Annotated in this window: 17 protein-coding genes; 3 read left to right on the forward strand and 14 right to left on the reverse strand. The window is 64.3% G+C overall.

The features are described 5' to 3' along the window. Positions 1-165: 165 nt before the first annotated feature. Positions 166-852 carry an isoprenoid biosynthesis glyoxalase ElbB gene (elbB, locus tag IZU87_RS02640; protein WP_054556514.1) on the forward strand — a complete coding sequence of 229 codons (687 nt, stop codon included), beginning with the start codon at positions 166-168 and terminating at the stop codon, positions 850-852. A 159-nt stretch (positions 853-1,011) separates the two neighbouring features. On the opposite strand, the gene tatC is transcribed toward elbB, so the two are convergent. The 13 genes from tatC to IZU87_RS02705 form a co-directional block, all read right to left on the reverse strand. Continuing rightward, positions 1,012-1,803, reverse strand: coding sequence for a twin-arginine translocase subunit TatC (gene tatC / locus IZU87_RS02645; protein WP_043332983.1), 792 nt, complete (start codon positions 1,801-1,803; stop codon positions 1,012-1,014). Continuing rightward, entirely contained in the window at positions 1,803-2,201 is a 399-nt protein-coding gene (tatB, locus tag IZU87_RS02650; protein ID WP_213113593.1) for a Sec-independent protein translocase protein TatB, read from the reverse strand. The genes tatC and tatB overlap by 1 nt, the downstream gene beginning before the upstream one ends. A 5-nt stretch (positions 2,202-2,206) precedes the next feature. Continuing rightward, positions 2,207-2,461 carry a Sec-independent protein translocase subunit TatA gene (tatA, locus tag IZU87_RS02655; protein ID WP_043332981.1) on the reverse strand — a complete coding sequence of 85 codons (255 nt, stop codon included), beginning with the start codon at positions 2,459-2,461 and terminating at the stop codon, positions 2,207-2,209. A gap of 109 nt (positions 2,462-2,570) precedes the next feature. Beyond that, positions 2,571-2,906 carry a phosphoribosyl-ATP diphosphatase gene (locus tag IZU87_RS02660; protein ID WP_043332980.1) on the reverse strand — a complete coding sequence of 112 codons (336 nt, stop codon included), beginning with the start codon at positions 2,904-2,906 and terminating at the stop codon, positions 2,571-2,573. A gap of 201 nt (positions 2,907-3,107) precedes the next feature. Further along, entirely contained in the window at positions 3,108-4,736 is a 1,629-nt protein-coding gene (gene ubiB, locus IZU87_RS02665; protein WP_043332979.1) for a ubiquinone biosynthesis regulatory protein kinase UbiB, read from the reverse strand. Then, positions 4,733-5,401: a ubiquinone biosynthesis accessory factor UbiJ gene (locus IZU87_RS02670; protein ID WP_131432768.1), complete on the reverse strand. Its 669-nt coding sequence runs from the start codon at positions 5,399-5,401 to the stop codon at positions 4,733-4,735. Before IZU87_RS02670 ends, ubiB begins: the two co-directional genes overlap by 4 nt. Positions 5,402-5,408: 7 nt before the next feature. Beyond that, the gene (gene ubiE / locus IZU87_RS02675) at positions 5,409-6,155 is read right to left on the reverse strand and encodes a bifunctional demethylmenaquinone methyltransferase/2-methoxy-6-polyprenyl-1,4-benzoquinol methylase UbiE (RefSeq protein WP_043332974.1); all 747 of its coding nucleotides are present in this window, start codon (positions 6,153-6,155) and stop codon (positions 5,409-5,411) included. Positions 6,156-6,302: 147 nt separating this feature from the next. Further along, the gene (locus IZU87_RS02680; RefSeq protein ID WP_225348182.1) at positions 6,303-6,674 is read right to left on the reverse strand and encodes a gamma-butyrobetaine hydroxylase family protein; all 372 of its coding nucleotides are present in this window, start codon (positions 6,672-6,674) and stop codon (positions 6,303-6,305) included. Positions 6,675-6,998: 324 nt separating this feature from the next. Further along, positions 6,999-8,324 (reverse strand): ATP-dependent protease ATPase subunit HslU, encoded by a 1,326-nt coding sequence (gene hslU, locus IZU87_RS02685; RefSeq protein ID WP_043332972.1) that lies wholly within the window; start codon positions 8,322-8,324, stop codon positions 6,999-7,001. Between the two features lies 1 nt (position 8,325). Next, positions 8,326-8,847, reverse strand: a complete 522-nt coding sequence (gene hslV / locus IZU87_RS02690; RefSeq protein WP_043332970.1) for an ATP-dependent protease subunit HslV — start codon at positions 8,845-8,847, stop codon at positions 8,326-8,328. A 331-nt stretch (positions 8,848-9,178) separates the two neighbouring features. Beyond that, entirely contained in the window at positions 9,179-9,832 is a 654-nt protein-coding gene (locus IZU87_RS02695; RefSeq protein WP_043332968.1) for an SPOR domain-containing protein, read from the reverse strand. 3 nt (positions 9,833-9,835) lie between these two features. Next, complete coding sequence (gene argS, locus IZU87_RS02700) at positions 9,836-11,521, reverse strand: arginine--tRNA ligase (protein WP_213113595.1); 1,686 nt, start codon at positions 11,519-11,521, stop codon at positions 9,836-9,838. A gap of 240 nt (positions 11,522-11,761) precedes the next feature. Further along, positions 11,762-14,020, reverse strand: coding sequence for a primosomal protein N' (locus IZU87_RS02705; protein WP_240548639.1), 2,259 nt, complete (start codon positions 14,018-14,020; stop codon positions 11,762-11,764). Positions 14,021-14,260: 240 nt separating this feature from the next. Between IZU87_RS02705 and rpmE the strand changes: the two genes are divergently transcribed. Next, on the forward strand, positions 14,261-14,473 hold the full coding sequence (gene rpmE / locus IZU87_RS02710) for a 50S ribosomal protein L31 (protein ID WP_054556509.1): 213 nt from the start codon (positions 14,261-14,263) through the stop codon (positions 14,471-14,473). A gap of 555 nt (positions 14,474-15,028) precedes the next feature. Continuing rightward, positions 15,029-16,297: a malic enzyme-like NAD(P)-binding protein gene (locus tag IZU87_RS02715; protein WP_213113596.1), complete on the forward strand. Its 1,269-nt coding sequence runs from the start codon at positions 15,029-15,031 to the stop codon at positions 16,295-16,297. Positions 16,298-16,485: 188 nt separating this feature from the next. On the opposite strand, the gene IZU87_RS02720 is transcribed toward IZU87_RS02715, so the two are convergent. Then, a complete protein-coding gene (locus IZU87_RS02720; protein WP_043332961.1) occupies positions 16,486-17,247 on the reverse strand; it encodes a DUF481 domain-containing protein in 762 nt (253 codons plus the stop codon). Positions 17,248-17,402: the final 155 nt, after the last annotated feature.

Raw genomic sequence — 17,402 nt, forward strand, 5'->3', positions numbered from 1 at the left:
CGCGCATCTTCGGTGCCGCTGAAGCGTCTCGCGCCTGGCATGACGCCGGGCATGACGCCGGGCATGAAATGAGGCTCGGCATTCGAATCAGTCACGCGCTTGTATTAGTCTTTTCTGACCTGTCCGGCAATCGCCGCGCACAGCTCATCGTCAATGGAGTAACCCATGACCAAGCAGGTAGCCCTGATCCTTTCCGGTTGCGGTGTCTTTGATGGCTCCGAGATCTATGAAACTACCCTGACGCTGCTGCGTCTCGATCAGCTGGGCATTGCCTATGAGTGCTTTGCACCGGATGTCGCGCAGCACCACGTGATCAATCACGGCACTGGCGACGAGATGGAGGAGACCCGCAACGTGCTGGTCGAGTCCGCGCGTCTGGCACGTGGCAAGGTGCGCCCGCTGGAAGAGCTGTCAGCGGACGACTTCGATGCACTGATCCTGCCCGGTGGCTTCGGCGCCGCCAAGAATCTGTGTGACTTTGCCGTCAAGGGTGAGGACCTCGAGCTCGTCGCGGGCCTGCAGGACGCGGTGCAGCCCTTCCACGCGGCCGGCAAGCCGATCGGCGTGATGTGCATCGCGCCGGTGATGGTGCCCAAGCTGCTGGGGGAAGGCATCTCGGTCACCATCGGCAACGACGCCAGCGTCTCCGGGGCGATCAGCGCCCAGGGCGGCCTGCACAAGAGCTGTGAGGTGACGGACATCGTCGTCGACGCCGCCAACCGTGTCGTCACCACCCCGGCCTACCTGCTGGCGGAGCGCATCAGCGAAGCGGCCCAGGGCATCTTCAAGCTGGTCGAGCGCATCGATAGCTGGATCGAGGACGACAAGGCGCGCGCCGCCGAGCAGGACTGATCTCGACACGCCTGTGCGTCTGGCGTGATAGCGCGTGGCTGGTGTGAGCAAGTTCCCTGGAAACACAAAGCCCCCAGAAACAGAAAGCCCCGCCGGTGACCCGGCGGGGCTTTCTGTTTTGATGCTCTGATTCTGATGCCCGATTGCAGGCAGCCACGTTCAGGGCGCTTCCTGCGATGCCTCATCGTCTGAGGCCGCACGCCGGCGCTTGAAGAGGCGCGAGGCCAGAATGCCAACCTCGAACAGCAGCCACATCGGGATCGCCAGCAGCGACTGCGAGATCACGTCCGGCGGTGTCAGCAGCATGCCGACCACGAAGCAGGCGATCACGATATAGGGGCGCTTCTTGCTCAGTGCCTCCACCGTGGTCGCGCCGGTCCAGATCAGCAGGAAGGTGGCGATGGGAATCTCGAAGGCGACCCCGAAGGCGAAGAACAGCTTGAGGACAAAATTCAGGTACTGATTGATGTCCGTCATGATCGCCACGTTCTCGGGGCCCGTGGTGGTGAAGAACTGGAACAGCAGCGGGAACACCACGTAGTAGGCGAAGGCCGCACCGGCATAGAACAGCAGGATGCTGGAGGCCAGCAGCGGCAGGGCCAACGCCTTCTCGTTCTCATAGAGGCCCGGCGCGATGAACGCCCAGGCCTGATAGAGCACGGCGGGAATCGCCAGGAACAGCGCCACCACCAATGTCAGCTTGAAGGGCGCCAGGAAGGGCGAGGCCACTTCGGTGGCGATCATCTGCGAACCCGGTGGCAGCAATGCCATCAGCGGTTCGGCGACATACAGGTAGATCTGGTTGGAGAAGCCGTACAGCGCGGCGAATACCACCAGCACCACCAGGGTGGCGCGCAGCAAGCGCGAGCGTAGCTCGATCAGGTGCTCGATGAGCGGCGCATGTGCGGCGTCGCCCTGACCACCTGACGGTGAGGCATGTGGATCACTCATCAGGAACGTGGCTCTCGTGATTCACGGGTGTCGGAAGCAGTGCTCGGCTCGGTGGCCGGCGCACCATTCTCGGCAGGGCGGGGGCTGGTCTCGGCGTCGGAGGCGCCTGCATCGCGGGACGTGCTGGACTCGGTGATGCCGCGCTCGACATCGCGTGCCTCGTTGCGCGCATGAGCGAGCGTCTCATCGAGCTGCTTCTTCTGCTCGTTGAGCGTCTGACGCAGTTCCTCGGCTTCCAGCTGGGCACTGATTTCCTGCTGAATGCCCGAGACACTGCGCTTGATGCGTCCCAGCCACAGACCCGCAGTGCGGGCGGCCCGGGGCAGACGCTCCGGGCCGAGCACGATCAGCGCCAGCAGCGCGATCAATGCCAGTTCAAAAAAGCCGATATCGAACATGCGGGTTACGAGCGCTTGTCAGCGGTATCGCGGCTCTCGGCCTCGACATCGATGGTGTCGCCACGCTTTTCCTCATGCGCGACCTTCTGCTGGGCAGTCGGCTCGTCGCTCTTCTTCTCTTCTTCCTTCATCGCGCCCTTGAAGCCCTTCACGGCACCGCCGAGATCAGAGCCGACGTTGCGCAGCTTCTTGGTCCCGAAGATCAGGATGATGATGCCGAGCACGATGAGAAGCTGCCAGATACTGATGCCACCTAACATGGGAAATTCTCCATTTGGGCCGCTGACACCGGGTCATTGGGCCTTGAGACTTGCAGGGTGCTGGCACCGCTGCCGGAAAGCCGACTTGCGCCGGAAGAATACGGGTCCTTCACTGGCCGCGAGCGGCCTTTTCATCATGGCCGGAAACACCGAAGCGGCGTGCCAGCTCATCCAGCACTTCCTGATGATCCAGCCCCAGGTGCGACAGCATGACCAGTGAATGGAACCACAGGTCAGCGGTCTCACCGATCACGGCACGCTGCGAGTCCACGTCGTCGTGAGCGAAATCCTTGGCGGCCAGTACGGTTTCGGTCGCCTCTTCGCCAATCTTCTCCAGTACCTTGTTGAGGCCCTTGTGATGCAGGCTCGCGACATAGGAGGAGGTCGGGTCAGCGTCGCGCCGTTCTGCCAGTACCACTGACAGACGGTTGAGAATATCACTCATGAATCATCATTCCTGAAAGCTTGGGTCTTGCGTTAAGTCATCGAGTTCTGCGCTGACGGCACACCTTGCACGGCAAACGGCACGGCGTGGGCAGGCGACTCAGGATGCAAGTGTTATATGTCATTCATATTGCACTGCGTCCCATGGGGCGGCAAGTGTCGTTGCGCGCCGGGCCAGTCAGGCCATCATGTCTGCCTGCGGCTAGCGCCACAGCAATAACACGATTCCCAGTCCTGCGCCCACCAGTACCGCCACGGGCTGGGTCTCCGCCCAGGCCATCAGGGGCTGCCAACCGAACGCGCCGGCCACCAGCAGCAGGCCCGCACGCAGCCGCCAGCTGGTGCTGGAGGCGTGATTGACCCGGTCGCGCAGCGTGGTGATGGCTTCTGTCTGGCGTTGACGGGCGCGATGCTCGTCCTCGATGCGCTCCATGGCCTGGAAGGCCATCGCCGGCAGCTGTGGCAGCTGATGCGACAGCTCCGGTGCCTGCTTGACCATCTCGGCCCAGAACGCCTTGGGACCGGCGCGCTCCTTCATCCAGCGCTCCAGATAGGGGCGGGCGGTGGCCCACAGGTCCAGGTCCGGATACAGCTGGCGGCCGAGGCCCTCGATGTTGAGCAGGGTCTTCTGCAGCAACACCAGCTGCGGCTGGACTTCCATGTTGAAGCGGCGCGCGGTCTGGAACAGCCCCAGCAGGACCTGGCCGAAGCTGATGTCCTTGAGCGGCTTCTCGAGAATCGGCTCGCAGACGGCGCGGATGGCCGCGGCAAACTCGTTGGCGCGCGTGCCTTCGCCGACCCAGCCGGACTCGATGTGCAGCGCCGCGACCTCGTAGTAATCCTGGCGGAAGAAGGCCAGCAGGTTGCGGGCCAGATAGTCCTGGTCCTCGCGGGTCAGGCTGCCGACGATGCCGCAGTCGATGGCGATGAACTGCGGGTCGTGCGGGTTCTCGCGCGAGACGAAGATATTGCCGGGGTGCATGTCGGCGTGGAAGAAGTTGTCGCGGAATACCTGGGTGAAGAAGATCTCCACGCCGCGTTCGGCCAGCTTCCTGAGGTCGGTGCCCTGCGCGGTCAGCTCCTCGATATCGGCGACCGGAATGCCGCGGATGCGTTCCTGCACCATCACGCGGCGGCGCGTCAGTGGCCAGTGGATGGCCGGGACGTAGAGCAGCGGCGAGTCGAGGAAGTTGCGCTTGAGCTGGGAGGTGTTGGCGGCCTCCTTGTGCATGTCGAGCTCGTCGAACAGCGTCGCCTCGTAGTCGGCGACGACCTCGACCGGGCGCAGGCGACGGGCTTCCGGCGAGACCTTCATCAACAGGCGCGCGAACATGTAGAGCAGGCCGATGTCCTTGCGCATCACTTCCTCGATGCGCGGGCGGATGACCTTGACCACCACGTCCGAGCCATCGTGCAGGCGTGCGGCATGTACCTGGGCGATGGAGGCGGAGGCCAGAGGCTGGGCCTCGAATTCGGCGAAGGCTTCCTCGACCGACATCTCGAGTTCCTGCTCGACCAGCTCCCGCGCGACCTGGTTCTCGAACGGGGGTACCTGATCCTGCAGGCGCTTGAGTTCGTCGGCGATGTCCGGCGGCAGCAGGTCGCGGCGCGTCGAGAGCATCTGGCCGAACTTGATGAAGATCGGGCCCAATGCCTCGAGCGCCAGACGCAGACGCTCGCCACGCGTGCGTCTGCCGATGGGGAACAGACGCAGCGGCGACAGCTTGAGCAGCGGGCGCAGCAGGGCCGGCACGCGTCCCGGTGGCACCAGGTCGTCGAGGCGGTAGCGGGCGATGACCCACAGGATGCTCAGCAGGCGATAGAGTCTCACGACGGCTGGCACTCCCGCTCGGCAGGTTGATGGGAGGTGGCGGCCTCGAGATGACGGCGCAGCCGCGCCAGCCGCGCTTCGGTGCGATCCAGGCACTGGGTCAGCTCGGTCAGCTCGTCGCGGGCGACACGCATCTGCGCCTGTCCGGGCAGCCAGCGCGCCTCCTCGGTGAGGTACTCGCGCAGGTCCAGCTCCAGCTCACGGCGGCTGATCAGCCCGAAACGCCCGAGGCTGCGCAGGCCGCTGGCCAGGCTATGGCCGGGGGCTTCGCCGAACCACTCACTGAGCGCGCCTTCCCAGTCCAGGTCGAGGTCCATCACCAGGTCACGGGCGCTCTCCAGCAGATGGATACGGCCACGCACGGCGAGGCGGCCCTCGAACATCAGGCGCTCGATGGATTCACCCGACAGCAGGGCGGCGGCGGTCTCCATGTCGAGCTCCACCACCACATCGCCATCGCTCTCGTTGGCCTGGGGCAGGCGCAACAGGTGCAGGCCCTGCAGGTCGAAGTGCACCAGCAGGTCAAAGGCGGGGCGTTCGACACGCACCAGCAGGCGTCGGCCTGCCAGTGCATTCAGGCGCGACGTCGAGGCCGGGTCGCGAGCAAGCAGCTGATTCAGCGTCCGCTCAGCGGTCGCCAACAGCAGGGGGGTCAGCAATGCCATGACAGCCTCAGAGCTTGATACCGCGGTGCAACGCGACGATGCCGCCCGTCAGGTTGGTGTACTCGACGCGCTCGAGACCGGCCTCTTCCATCATGCCGGCCAACGTCTTCTGGTCGGGGTGCATGCGGATGGACTCGGCCAGGTAGCGGTAGGAGTCGGCGTCGCCGGCGACCATCTCGCCCATCTTGGGCAGCAGCCGGAAGCTGTACTGGTCATAGGCGGTGGAGAGCAGCGGATTGACCGGCTTGGAGAATTCCAGCACCAGCAGGCGGCCACCCGGCTTGAGGATGCGCTGCATGGAGCGCAGGGCCTTGGCCTGGTCGGTGACGTTGCGCAGCCCGAAGGCGATGGTGATGATGTCGAAGGTGTTGTCCGGGAAGGGCAGGGCTTCGGCATTGGCCTGCACGTATTCGACGTTGCCGCCGACGCCACGGTCGAGCAGCTTGTCGCGGCCGACGTTGAGCATCGAGGCATTGATGTCGGCGAGCACCACGCGGCCTTTCGGGCCGACCAGACGCGAGAACTTCAGCGTCAGGTCACCGGTGCCGCCGGCGATGTCCAGCACCGACTGGCCGGGGCGGGCGCCGGCACGCTCCAGGGTGATGCGCTTCCACAGACGGTGGATGCCGAACGACATCAGGTCATTCATCACGTCGTACTTGGCGGCGACACTGTGGAAGACATCCGCGACGCGGCCTGCCTTCTCGTCCACGGCAACTTCCTGATAACCGAAGTGAGTCGTACGCTTGTCCATGACTTCCCCTGTTGTGACGCCGCCGTGGCGACGTCAGCACAATATGGTGAGCTTTCGCAGTGGCTCGATTGTAACCGCTGGCCAGCGGGCTGTCTTTTGGCAAGACGTCGACTCGGACATCTTGCCGCGCCCAGTGGCATCAGTGGCTTACAGCTGGTTGAGCGGAATGCCCAGTGGTTCGCGCGAGGCGCCGGCCTCTTCCAGCTGACGCAGGTAGTAGGCCCACATGGCGTCGCGGCGATTGGCCAGTTCCCACAGGTATTCCCAGGTATACAGGCCGCTGTCATGGCCATCATCGAAGTGCAGCTTCAGCGCGTAGCGGCCGCTCTGGGTGATGTTGGTCAGCCCGACATAGCGCATGCCGACCTGCAGGGTTTCCTGGCCGACACCGTGGCCACGCACTTCCGCCGACGGCGACATCACGCGCAGGAATTCGGTGCTCAGGCGGAAGCTCTGGCCATCGGCGTAGCCCAGTTCCAGTTCGCGCTCTGACTTGTGGTAGTGCACGCGCGTCGGCACCGGGGCCTCTTCGCCATCACGGGCATGGCGCTCGTTGAGGCGGTAGTCGCGCTGCTGGACGCTGGTATCAGCGTCGTGGGACGCGGCGGCGTCCTTGGGAGTGTCGTGGCTCATCGGGGCATCCTCGGGCTTGCATGCCGCGCGGCGGCGCAGGGCGGCATGGCGAAGGCAGATAGGCGTCGAGCACGGCGCTTGGCCGGTCGATGTGTCTTGTGCGCATGATGCACTGACGCCCGATCCGGGCCAAGCCGGATCGGGCGTCAGAAGTCCCCTCAGGAACGGGACTGGCTTCCATGAGGGGCTGTCAGGCGCGTGAGCGTGTCGTCAGAGGATGTAGCGCGACAGGTCTTCATCACGCGCCAGATCACCCAGGCGGGCATCGACGTAGGCGGCATCGACCTTGAGTTCGCCGGGCTGATCGCCACCCTCGTAGGAGATCTCTTCCAGCAGACGCTCCATCACGGTGTGCAGACGACGGGCGCCGATGTTCTCGGTGCCTTCGTTGACCTGATAGGCGATCTGGGCGATGCGCTCGATGGCGTCATCCGCGAAGCTCAGCTCGACGCCTTCGGTCGCCAGCAATGCCTTGTACTGACGGATCAGGGCGGCGGAGGGCTCGGTCAGGATGCGCTTGAAGTCTTCCGGCGTCAGGGCGTTGAGCTCGACACGGATCGGCAGACGGCCCTGCAGCTCCGGAATCATGTCCGACGGCTTGGAGAGGTGGAAGGCACCGGAGGCGATGAACAGGATGTGGTCGGTCTTGACCATGCCGTGCTTGGTGGACACGGTGGAACCCTCGATCAGCGGCAGCAGATCGCGCTGCACGCCTTCGCGGGACACATCGCCGCCACTGCCGGATTCGCCGCGCTTGGCGACCTTGTCGATCTCGTCGAGGAAGACGATGCCGTTCTGTTCGACGGCCTCGATGGCACGGCTCTTGAGGTCTTCATCGCTGACCATTCTGGCCGCTTCTTCCTCGTGAACCAGCTTGAGCGCTTCCTTGACGGTGATGCGACGGCTCTCTTTCTGCTGCTTGCCCATGTTGGAGAACATGGACTGCAGCTGGCTGGTCATCTCTTCCATCCCCGGCGGGGTGGCGAAATCGAGACTCTGGCTGGCCGGGCTCAGTTCGATGTCGATTTCCTTGTCATCCAGCTGACCTTCGCGCAGCTTCTTGCGGAACATCTGGCGCGTGCTGCTGTTGTTGGCGGCAGCGTCGTATTCTTCGCCACGCACACGCGGCAGCAGGGCGTCGAGGATGCGCTCTTCGGCGGCATCTTCGGCCTTGTCGCGCACTTCCTTCATGGCGTCTTCACGCACCAGCTTCATCGCGACCTCGACCAGGTCGCGGATGATGGATTCCACGTCACGGCCGACATAGCCGACCTCGGTGAACTTGGTCGCCTCGATCTTGAGGAAGGGCGCGCCGGCCAGCTTGGCCAGACGACGGGCGATCTCGGTCTTGCCGACACCGGTCGGGCCGATCATCAGGATGTTCTTCGGCGTGACTTCCGGGCGCAGATCGTCATCGAGCTGCATGCGGCGCCAGCGGTTGCGCATGGCAACCGCCACGGCGCGCTTGGCTTCAGGCTGGCCGACGATGTGCTGATCGAGGGCGTTGACGATTTCCTTCGGGGTCATCTGGGACATCTCAGGACAGCTCCTCGATGATGGCATTGTGGTTGGTGAAGACGCAGATATCGGCCGCGATGGAGATGGACTTCTCGGTGATCTCGCGGGCGGAAAGCTCGGTATTCTCGATCAGGGCGCGGGCAGCGGCCTCGGCGTAGTTGCCGCCGGAGCCGATGGCCAGCACGCCGTGCTCGGGCTCGACCACGTCACCGTTGCCGGTGATGATCAAGGAGGCGTGCTTGTCGGCGACCACCAGCATGGCCTCCAGCTTGCGCAGAGCGCGGTCTGAGCGCCACTCCTTGGCAAGCTCCACGGCGGACTTCACCAGCTGGCCCTGATACTTCTCGAGCTGCGCTTCGAAGCGTTCGAACAGCGTGAAGGCATCGGCGGTACCACCGGCGAAACCGGCCAGTACCTGATTGCGATACAGACGACGCACCTTGGCGGCGTTGCCTTTCATGACAGTGTTGCCAAGGGACACCTGGCCGTCACCAGCCAGGGCGACCTGGCCGTTGCGACGCACGGAGACGATCGTGGTCATGGATAACTCCTGAGAGAGCATGCCGGCGATTGGAATAAGGTGAACGGGGCCGGGCATGGCATTTCTGGGCAGACGAGGCCGTGGCCTCGTCGCGTAAAACGGGTGGTGATCGTCAGCCTGGCGCTTGCCACTGCTTGCCGCGATCCTGCACCGCCTGATGGGCGGCACGCGGGCCTGATATCTCACCGGAATGCTGTAGATGGGGGCGCCGATACGGGTTTCAAGTCATCGGCGACTCAGCGTTGACTGCGATCGGCCCTGGTCTGTGCCCTCATGCAACGGGCCCGCTCAAAAATGAGCGGGCCCGTCTGTCGCAAGGCTCACGCCTGGCTTACTGCAGCTTGATCAACAAGGGCTCGATGCCCTGGGTGTTCATCAGGTCCTGGGCGCGATTGAGCTCGCGGGTGTCCTTGTAGGGACCGACCTGCACCCGGTGCCAGACGGTGCCGCCGGAGGCGTTGACGTCACTGACCTTGGCCAGCAGGCCAAGGTCCTTGAGCTTGCCGGCCAGCTTCTTGGCATCGCTCATCTCGCGGAAGGACGCGGCCTGCAACATGTAGTTGGTCAGCGAGGCCTCGGACTTCTTGGTGCTCTCGGCGCTGCCCGGACGCGGCGTGGACTTGTACTCATCCACCTTGGGCGCGATCACCTCGGTTTCCGGCAGCAGGGTGTAGAACTCGAAGGTCGGCATGTTGCCGGCGGACTCTTCGGGGGCTTCCTTCTGCTGCTGGTTGCCCTGTTTGGCGGCCTGCTGCCCGTTCTGCTGTCCGTTCTGCTGCGTGTTGGCCTTGGGCACGATGGCCGCGACCGGCAGACGCGGGGCCTGTTTCTCGAAGTACTGCGCGAGAGCGAAGCCGGCGATCAGACCGATGATGCCCCATAGCCAGCCGGGCAGACCACGACTCTGGCTGGCAGCGGGTTGCCGACGGGGGCTCGCCCCCTGGCGGGAGGCGGGCTTCTTGTTGGCGGGGCGGCGAGCAGCCATGGCTTACATCTCCTCGGGAGCGCTGACACCCAGCAGGGCCAGGCCGTTGCGGATGACCTGAGCGGTCGCCAGACCCAGCGCCATGCGCGCATTGCGGGTCGCGTCGTCCTCGACCATCACTTTCACCGCGTTGTAGCAGGTGTGGAAGTCGGAGGAGAGGTCCTGCAGGTACTGGGCGACCTGCTGCGGCTCACGCACCTTGGCGGCGTGGGCGACGACGTCCGGGAACTGCGCCATGCGATTCATCACGGCCTTTTCCTGGTCGCTGGTCAGCAGGGTGAGCTGCGCCATGGCCAGGGCTTCGTCGAAGGGCTTCTCTTCGCGGCTGGCCTTGCGCAGCACGCTGTGCACGCGGGCATGAGCGTACTGGATGTAGTAGACCGGGTTGTCATTGGACTGGGAGCGCGCCAGGTCGATGTCGAAGGTCAGCTGGGAGTCGGCGCGACGTGCGGCCAGGAAGTAGCGGGTCGCGTCGCGGCCGACTTCCTCGATCAGGTCGCGCAGGGTCACGTAGCTGCCGGCACGCTTGGACAGCTTCACTTCCTCGCCGGAGCGCATCACGGTGACCATCTGGTGCAGCACGTAGTCCGGCCAGCCCTTGGGGATGTCCGCCTGCAGAGCCTGCAGACCGGCACGCACGCGGGTCACGGTGGAGTGGTGATCGGCGCCCTGCTCGTTGATGACCTGGGTGAAGCCACGCTGCCACTTGTCGAGGTGGTAGGCGACGTCGGGCAGGAAGTAGGTGTAACCGCCGTCACGCTTGCGCATCACGCGGTCCTTGTCATCACCGAAGTCGGTGGTGCGCAGCCACAGGGCACCGTCGTCTTCATAGGTGTAGCCGTTGTCGACCAGGCGCTTGACGGTCTCCTCGACCTTGCCGTCGCTGTAGAGCGAGGACTCGAGGAAGTAGACATCGAATTCGACGCCGAAGGCCTTGAGATCGAGATCCTGCTCGTGGCGCAGGTAGGCGACGGCGAAGACGCGGATGGCCTCCAGGTCATCGGGGTTCGCGGCGCCGGTCACCTGCTTGCCATCGGCTTCGACGGTGTCGCCGGCCATGTAGGAGGCGGCCAGTTCGCTGATGTAGTCACCGCGATAGCCATCGGCCGGCCAGCTGGCATCGTCCGGGCCCAGGCCCTTGGCGCGCGCCTGGACGGAGAGCGCCAGATTGTTGATCTGGGCGCCGGCGTCGTTGTAGTAGAACTCGCGCGTGACGTCGTGGCCGGTGGCGGCCAGCAGGCGGCACAGCACGTCGCCGACCGCGGCACCGCGGCCGTGACCGACGTGCAGCGGGCCGGTCGGGTTGGCGGAGACGAATTCGACCTGCACCTTCTCGCCGGCACCCACGTCGCTGTGACCGAAGCTGTCGCTTTCACTGAAGACGCGACGCACGATGTCGGCTACCGCACCGGTATCAGCGAAGAAGTTCAGGAAGCCGGGCCCGGCGATCTCGACCTTGGAGACGGCATCGGAGGCCGGCAGCGCCGCGATCAGCTTCTCGGCCAGATCGCGCGGCTTCATGCCGGCAGCCTTGGACGTCATCATCGCCAGGTTGCTGGCGTAGTCGCCGTGGCTCTTGTCCTTGGTCGGGTCGACCTTGATCTGCGGGCTGGCGTCGGCGGGCAGGGTGCCGTCGGCCTTGAGGGTTTCCAGGGCCTGGCCCAGCAGTTCGATGATCGTCTCTTTCATGGAATATCGGTCTCTTCACGGCTCGGGTCGCACCGCGTGCCATACAGCAGGCGGTTGCAGGCATCAGGCCTGCGGGCAATGGGGGAGTGCGGATGTCGCTGCACGATGGCGGGCATTATCACCGATCCTGCGGCTTGCATAAACCGTCGTGATCAATCGCGCCGCATTCCGCGCCCTGGAGGGATAGTGGTCAGTTCATCGCAAGCGGCGTGAAGGGCTGTCACGCCGCTTGCGTATCACTCAGGCCATGCCGATGGGATCGACATCCAGCGACCAGCGCAGGCGGCGTGCGTCGCGGTCCTGCTCGCAGAGCGTCACCAGCCAGGCCGCCGCTTCATGCAATGGGCCGCGTTTCGCACAGCGCAACAGCAATTGGGCGTGATAGCGATTCTGGCGGCGCTCCATCGGTGCGGGTACCGGACCGAGGCAATCCACCTTGAGATTGGCAGCCTCGAGGTGCTGGCGCAGGGCGCCACCGACCTTCAACAGCCACTGCTCGACCTGCTGCTGGTCAGTGGCCTCGGCGCGCAGCAGCGCCAGATGGCTGAACGGTGGCAGCTGGGCGATGCGGCGCTCCTCGAGCAATTCCCCCGCCAGCTGCGGGTAGCCGGCCTGAATCAGCGTCAGCAGGTTGGGGTCTTCCGGGTGGCGGGTCTGGATCAATACCTCACCGGGGCGCTCGGCGCGTCCGGCGCGCCCCGCGACCTGCACCAGCAGCTGCGCGGACTGCTCAAGTGCGCGAAAGTCGGCGGCATAGAGGCCGCTGTCGGCGTTGACCACCACCACCAGGGTGACGTGGGGGAAGTGGTGGCCCTTGGCCAGCATCTGGGTGCCGACCAGCAGGCAGGGCTCGCCACGCCGGATCACCGCCAGCGCCTCGCTCATGGCATCCTTGCGCTGGGTGCTGTCGCGGTCGATGCGCAGCACCGGCACGTCGGGGAATTTCTCGCCGAGCAGCTCTTCGGTGCGCTCGGTGCCCGCGCCCTGCGGGCGAACATCCCCGCTGCCACAGGCCGGGCAGGCATCCGGCAGCGGGCGGGTGCGCTCGCAGTGGTGGCAGGTCAGCTGGGGCGGATGGCGATGCAGGGTCATGCGGGCATCGCAGTTGTCGCATTCGGCGATCCAGCCGCAGGCATGGCAGGTCAGGGTCGGCGCGAAGCCACGCCGATTGATGAACACCAGCACCTGATCGCCCTGGGCGAGGCGCTTCTCGATCGCCTCCAGACTCTGGGTCGAGAGGCCGCCCAGCGTCATGCGGCCGCGCAGGTCGACGGGGTGCAGCCGGGCCGGCTGGCTGCGACCGGCACGTTGATGCAGGTGCAGATGCGTGAAGCGCCCTTCGCGGGCATGGCGCAGGCTTTCCAGAGACGGTGTGGCGCTGCCGAGCACCACGGGTATGCCTTCCTGCTTGCCGCGCACCAGCGCCAGATCGCGGGCGTGATAGCGCAGGCCGTCCTGTTGCTTGAAGGAGCCGTCGTGCTCCTCGTCGACGATGATCACGCCGAGTCTGGCCATCGGCGTGAAGATGGCGGAGCGGGTACCGATCACGATGCGCGCGCGACCGCTGCGGGCGGCTTCGAAGCCATCGAGGCGTTCACCATCACTGACGCCGGAGTGCAGCATCACCTGCGGCACGCGAAAGCGTCTGCGGAAGCGCTCCAGCGTCTGGGGGGTCAGGCCGATCTCGGGCACCAGCACCAACGCCTGGCCGCCGCGGTCCAGCACCGCCTCGATCAATTGCAGGTAGACCTCGGTCTTGCCGGAACCGGTCACGCCCTCCAGCAGCGTGGGCGAGAAGCGGCTCAGGCCTTCATGCAGACGCGAGAGGGCGCGACCCTGCTCATCATTGAGGGCTAGGCCGGGTTCGGCGAGCACGCCCTTGTTGGCCTGCTCCGGCGTGGCGCCAGTCACCGGCTCCTCACGGGATTCGATGTAGCCGCGACCGCGCAGGGTCTCCAGCTGCTGGCGGGTGAAGCCCTGGGCGGTGATGGCGCTGTGCACCAGGCCATGACGATGCTGAGCGAGCAGCTCCAGCAACGCGATCTGGCGGGTGGCTCGCCCCAGGCTTGCCGGCTCGGTGGCGCGGCCCTTGTCGGTCAGCGTCCAACGCTCACGGGTACGCGCCTCCAGGGCGCGCCCCTGACGCAGCAGCGAGGGCATCGCCTGGGCGAAGGTGTCGCCGAGCGAGTGCTGGTAATAGCGCGCGGTAAACTGACATATCCACAACCAGTCGGCCGGCAGTGGTTCGTCATCGATGACTTCGCTGACAGGCTTGAGCTTGTCGATGGGAAAACTTGAGTCGCTGCGCAGCTCGGCGATCACCCCGACCAGCTGGCGACGCCCGAATTCGACGCGCACGCGCAGGCCCACCTGCCAGCCGTGGCGTGGCGGCTGGCGGGATGGCAGGTAGTCGAACAGATCGCGCAGCGGGCCGGGAATCGCGATGCCCAGCACACGTCCCGGCAGGTGAGTCGCAGTCTTGTCGGTAGTGTCAGGCACGCAAGGTATCCGGATATGAGGTGATATGAGGCGTTCAGTAAAACGGGGATATGCCGTGGCACGCAGTCTACAGAGTGTTGCCCGCAATAAACGGCACAAAGTTTGGTCTTGCGGCAGATGACTGGTAAAATGTGTGGCCTTCCGTCGGAAACGGCGGAATGACCGGTTCAATCCAAAACCCGTGTACGGTGCCTGGCAAGTGATCAGGTGGCGGTGCACAGCGACCTGAGGTTACACATCATGAAACAGGGTATCCATCCGGACTACCAGCGCCAGACCGCAACTTGCTCCTGCGGCGCGCAGCACGAAATCGGTACCACTTCCAAGCAGACTTTCGCGCTTGACGTGTGCTCCGAGTGCCACCCGTTCTACACCGGCAAGCAGAAGCAGGCTACCACCGGTGGTCGCGTCGAGCGCTTCAACAAGCGTTTCGGTGCTGCCATCAAGCGCTGATACCTTCAGCTGCTTGTCGCTTTCATGGCGCTGCGCATCTTGCAGCGTCATGGACGAAAAACCCGCTCACGAGCGGGTTTTTTTGTGCCTGTCGTTCAGGCCGCTCTGAAGAGAGCCGCGACCACGCCAGCCGGCCCGGGATGCCCTTGTCGTGATGCCCTTGTCGTGATGGTCTGACGTGATGCCCTTGCGGTGATGTCACCCCTGCGCTGCGCTTGCTGAAAGGAAAGATTGTTTCCGATTTGGCACTTTTTCTGCTCTGCCTCTGCATCAAGCGCGCCAGAATGGCGGGTTGCGTCAGTGATAGGTCGAAAATCGAGGATCTTGCGCGAATCGTGGCGTCATCTCGGGCCGAAATCGACGTGAAAGCCGGTCAGCGATAAGGAAAGGTTTATGGCTGGGTAGGGCATCCATAACGTTAGACGAATGGCTAAAATATTTTTTAAACGATCGTTTTAAAGTCATGCATAACAGCAAGTTGCGTCGGTTGTTCAGAGGTGTCTTTTTCTATATTCTGGAGCAGCCAACCCCCCGCCAAAATACCGGATGACACGCATGTCTGATGCCATGAAGAAAGCAGCACTGCAATATCACGCCGAACCGATTCCCGGGAAGCTCTCCATCGAGCTGACCAAGCCGACCGAGACCGCCAAGCACCTGGCGCTGGCCTACAGCCCGGGCGTTGCCGAGCCGTGCCGCGAAATCGCCGCCGACCCGGAAAATGCCTACCTGTACACCGGCAAGGGCAACCTGGTCGCAGTCATCTCTGACGGGACTGCCATCCTTGGCCTGGGCAACCTGGGACCGCTGGCTTCCAAGCCGGTCATGGAAGGCAAGGGCGTGCTGTTCAAGCGCTTCGCTGGCATCAACTCCGTCGATGTCGAAGTGGATGCGGAAAGCCCGCAGGCCTTCATCGACACCGTGCGTCGCATCCACACCACCTACGGTGGCATCAACCTGGAAGACATCAAGGCACCGGAGTGCTTCGAAGTCGAACAGGCGCTGATCGAACAGTGCAACATCCCGGTCTTCCATGATGACCAGCACGGCACCGCCATCGTCACCGCGGCCGGCATGCTCAACGCCCTGGATATCGCCGGCAAGAAGCTGGAAGACGCGCGTATCGTCTGCCTGGGCGCCGGCGCTGCCGCCATCGCCTGCATGAAGCTGCTGGTGGCCAGTGGTGCCAAGGTCGAGAACATCTTCATGCTCGACCGCAAGGGCGTGATCCACAGCGGCCGTGACGACCTGAACCAGTACAAGGCGATGTTCGCCACCGAGACCGAGCTGCGCACCCTGGACGACGCCATCGATGGTGCCGACGTCTTCGTCGGTCTGTCCGGCCCGAACCTGCTCAAGGCCGAGCAGCTCAAGAAGATGGCCGCCACCCCGATCGTCTTCGCCTGCTCCAACCCGGACCCGGAGATTCATCCGGATACCGCTCGCGAAGTACGCCCGGACGTCATCATGGCGACAGGTCGCTCCGACTACCCGAACCAGGTCAACAACGTGCTGGGCTTCCCGTTCATCTTCCGTGGCGCGCTGGATGTGCGTGCGACGCGCATCAATGAAGAGATGAAGCTGGCCGCCGTTCACGCCCTGAAAGACCTGGCGCGTGAGCCGGTCAGCCAGGATGTGCTGGATGCCTACGAGATCGACAGCCTCGAATTCGGTCCGGGTTACATCATCCCGACGCCGATGGACTCGCGTCTGCTCGAGCGTCTGCCGGCCGCCGTGGCCCAGGCGGCCATCGATTCCGGTGTCGCACGCAAGCCGTACCCGGCGCACTACCCGCTGACCAGCACGGATCAGGTCTACGGTTAAGCGTCAGCGGTCGAATGGCCGGTTGGCGGCGTCGCTGAAGCGACGCAAGACATGAAAAAGCCCTCGTCGGAGATTCCGGCGAGGGCTTTTTGTTGGTGGCTGCTTTCAGCCTAGAGCCATGAGCCATGAACCGCGAGCCACGAGCCACCAGCGACTGGCGCCTGGGCAGGCAGGCGTCAGGCCTTTGCTCAGAAGCTGTAGAGGATGGAGGCCGCCGTGGTGGTGTCGGTCTTGGCATCCGACTCGTCGGGCGGGTTGGTGTTGTTCTCGATCTCGTGCGAGAGCTTGAGGGCGAGGCTTGCATTGATGGCGACCGTCAGCGCGGTATAGCTGCGACTGATCACGTTCTCGCGCGTGGCCTCCGCCGAGAACTGCTGCTCGAACTTGGAGGTGTCGGACAGCTGCCAGCGGTAGTCCATCGCGCCATAGCCCAGCAGGTAGTTCTCGTGATCCCCCGCCGTGATGTCATCGAAGCGATAGCCCGGCCCGGCCTCGAGGGAGAGGTTGTGCTCGGGGCCATCCAGTATCGTGATGCCCTCACCGACGATGGAGGTGACCTGGTGGTTGTAGCCGGAGAAGCGCTCCTTCTCCCAGCGCAGCAGCCCGAAGGCGTAGTGGTCATCGCTGAGGTCATAGCGCTCGCGCTGCCCGACCAGGTACTTGTCGGTCGTGGTCTCGCCACTGCTGGAGACATGCTTGGCCTCCACACGGAAGGTGTGGGTCCAGGGTTTCAGGTGCCAGGACAGGCTGGTCTTGCCCAGCAGGGTCTCGCTGTTCGAGTTGCCCGACAGCTTGGTGAAGCCCAGCTCGGCCTGGCCGCTGAAGGGCTCAGAGTCCTCGCTGGCGGGTGGAGGTGCATAGAAGAGGTCGTCTGCGACAGCCGTGTCGAGGGGAAGCAGGGCCAGGCACAGAAACGCGGTCCTGCGCAGTGTGGGCAATGGGTGAAGCATGCGAACTCCGGCATGTTTGAGGCATGACATCATCATCGGGAATGTGGCTTGCGAGATGACGCTTGCTGAGCGAGGCGGCCTGGCGCGTCATCCGGACGCTACCAGTGGATCGCGATACGGGGGAGCCTTGCGAATGCTCAGATGGCAGAAGAGCG

This window comes from Cobetia sp. MC34, assembly GCF_018340035.1.
Classification (GTDB): Bacteria; Pseudomonadota; Gammaproteobacteria; order Pseudomonadales; family Halomonadaceae; genus Cobetia; species Cobetia amphilecti.

Bases quoted from the DNA above. Each gene is read 5' to 3' on its own strand.
- elbB (WP_054556514.1), top strand. From the start codon at position 166: ATGACCAAGCAGGTAGCCCTGATCCTTTCCGGTTGCGGTGTCTTTGAT.
- IZU87_RS02695 (WP_043332968.1), bottom strand. From the start codon at position 9,832: ATGGCTGCTCGCCGCCCCGCCAACAAGAAGCCCGCCTCCCGCCAGGGG.
- IZU87_RS02715 (WP_213113596.1), top strand. From the start codon at position 15,029: ATGTCTGATGCCATGAAGAAAGCAGCACTGCAATATCACGCCGAACCG.
- rpmE (WP_054556509.1), top strand. From the start codon at position 14,261: ATGAAACAGGGTATCCATCCGGACTACCAGCGCCAGACCGCAACTTGC.
- hslU (WP_043332972.1), bottom strand. From the start codon at position 8,324: ATGTCCCAGATGACCCCGAAGGAAATCGTCAACGCCCTCGATCAGCAC.
- argS (WP_213113595.1), bottom strand. From the start codon at position 11,521: ATGAAAGAGACGATCATCGAACTGCTGGGCCAGGCCCTGGAAACCCTC.
- tatB (WP_213113593.1), bottom strand. From the start codon at position 2,201: ATGTTCGATATCGGCTTTTTTGAACTGGCATTGATCGCGCTGCTGGCG.
- tatC (WP_043332983.1), bottom strand. From the start codon at position 1,803: ATGAGTGATCCACATGCCTCACCGTCAGGTGGTCAGGGCGACGCCGCA.
- hslV (WP_043332970.1), bottom strand. From the start codon at position 8,847: ATGACCACGATCGTCTCCGTGCGTCGCAACGGCCAGGTCGCCCTGGCT.
- ubiE (WP_043332974.1), bottom strand. From the start codon at position 6,155: ATGGACAAGCGTACGACTCACTTCGGTTATCAGGAAGTTGCCGTGGAC.
- tatA (WP_043332981.1), bottom strand. From the start codon at position 2,461: ATGTTAGGTGGCATCAGTATCTGGCAGCTTCTCATCGTGCTCGGCATC.
- IZU87_RS02720 (WP_043332961.1), bottom strand. From the start codon at position 17,247: ATGCTTCACCCATTGCCCACACTGCGCAGGACCGCGTTTCTGTGCCTG.
- IZU87_RS02660 (WP_043332980.1), bottom strand. From the start codon at position 2,906: ATGAGTGATATTCTCAACCGTCTGTCAGTGGTACTGGCAGAACGGCGC.
- IZU87_RS02670 (WP_131432768.1), bottom strand. From the start codon at position 5,401: ATGGCATTGCTGACCCCCCTGCTGTTGGCGACCGCTGAGCGGACGCTG.